A 1,632-nucleotide genomic window follows, 5' to 3' on the forward strand; every position below is an offset into this window, starting at 1 on the left:
CGAGCTTGTGTGAGAACTCAATTTTTGGCGCTGAACGGGCATTCCCGGTTCAGCTGGATCGAGTTTGGTAGGTCCAGCTTACGCTAATCGAATCTCGCGAGCGTAGCGAAGCCCCTCTGGGCCTTACCGTTCAGCCATCTTCATGGCCCTCATCGTTCTCGCAACACCGAGTATGTTGATGACGCGCTTCAGATTGTAGGCCAATACCTGAAGGCTCATTTCCGTACTCACCCGCCCAAGCGTCCGGGTCAGGAAATGCGCGGGTCCCATCCAGTGTTTGAGCGTACCAAAGACATGCTCAACAGTACTTCGGCGGATCGTCATTGCATCGGGCTTCCTGTCGAGCCGGCGTTGCATGGTTTCCAGTATGTTTTCGTGCTCCCATCGCTTGATGCGGCGATAGTCGCCGGGTGAACATCGGTTCTTGAGATGGCAACGAGGGCAGGCACTCGGCCAGTACGCCCGCAGGGTCATGTCATGCTCGACGGTGTTGAACCGATGAATGGCGCGCTCACCGGCAGGGCATCGATATACGTCGCTTCTTGCCTCGTAAACAAAGTCAGCCTTCGTGAACAGACCTTTCTTCCTTGATGCCGAGGTAAGTGGTTTGGGAACGTACGCGCTGATGTTGCCCAGATCGCACGCTCGTATCTCAGAGCCGCTGTAGTAGCCACGGTCAGCCAACACCTTCAGCCTCGCTTTGCCCATCGCGTTCTTTGCAGACGTTGCCATCCTGCTGAGTTGACCGTGATCGTTTCCGACGTTCGTCACCTCGTGTGCAACGATCAGATGATGCTTCGTATCCACGACGGTCTGAACGTTGTAACCCACTATGCCGGAGCCCCGTCCGCTTGTTGCCATAGACCGTGCATCGGGATCCGTCATGGACAACTGTTTGTCCGGTTGTTTCTTCAACTGCTTCCTGACCTGATCAAGTTCGCGCATCTGCTGACGCAAGCTGGCAATCTTCTCGTACAGGCGCACGGTCTTCACATCGAACCCGGTCGGGCTTGTCCTGTCCGCGCTTTCGATCAGGTCGAGATATCGCTGAACGCTTTCCTCGATCTGCTGCTGGCGCTTGTCGATCTTGCCCATCGTATAGTTTCTGTCGCGGCTGTTCGAAGCCTTGAACTTGCTGCCGTCGATGGCCACCATGTCACTCGAGAGCAGCTTCAGTCCGCGACACAGTTCGACGAAACGACGGCATACGTTACGAATGGCTGGACCGTTGTCGCGGCGAAAATCGGCGATCGTCTTGAAGTCGGGAGCCAGTCGCTCCGTCAGCCACATCATCTCCACGTTGCGCTGGCACTCGCGCTCAAGACGGCGACTGGAGGGTATCCGGTTCAGATAGCCGTAGATGTAGATCCTAAGCAGCACGCCAGGATGGTAGGACGGGCGTCCGGTGATTGCGGGAGTCGTACCGTTGAAACCGAGATCGTCAAGGTTTAACTCGTCGACAAAAGCGTCTATGACCCTGATCGGATTGTCCTGCCCGATATAGTCATCGACGCATTCGGGAAGTAGTGCGACCTGCTTACGGTCATCGCCTTCAACGAATCGCTTCATGAGTCATCCGGTCTCAGTGTGTTGATTCAGTCTAGGCGATCAATGCGTTTTCACACAGGCTCG

Annotated in this window: 1 protein-coding gene; it reads right to left on the bottom strand. The window is 55.8% G+C overall.

Annotated features, from left to right (window positions below):
- Positions 1-123: 123 nt before the first annotated feature.
- Complete coding sequence (locus DK391_RS44005; RefSeq protein ID WP_109484271.1) at positions 124-1,569, bottom strand: IS1182 family transposase; 1,446 nt, start codon at positions 1,567-1,569, stop codon at positions 124-126.
- Between the last annotated feature and the right edge of the window lie 63 nt (positions 1,570-1,632).

It is taken from the genome of Paraburkholderia sp. C35 (genome assembly GCF_003121405.1).
In the GTDB taxonomy this organism is placed as follows: Bacteria; Pseudomonadota; Gammaproteobacteria; order Burkholderiales; family Burkholderiaceae; genus Paraburkholderia.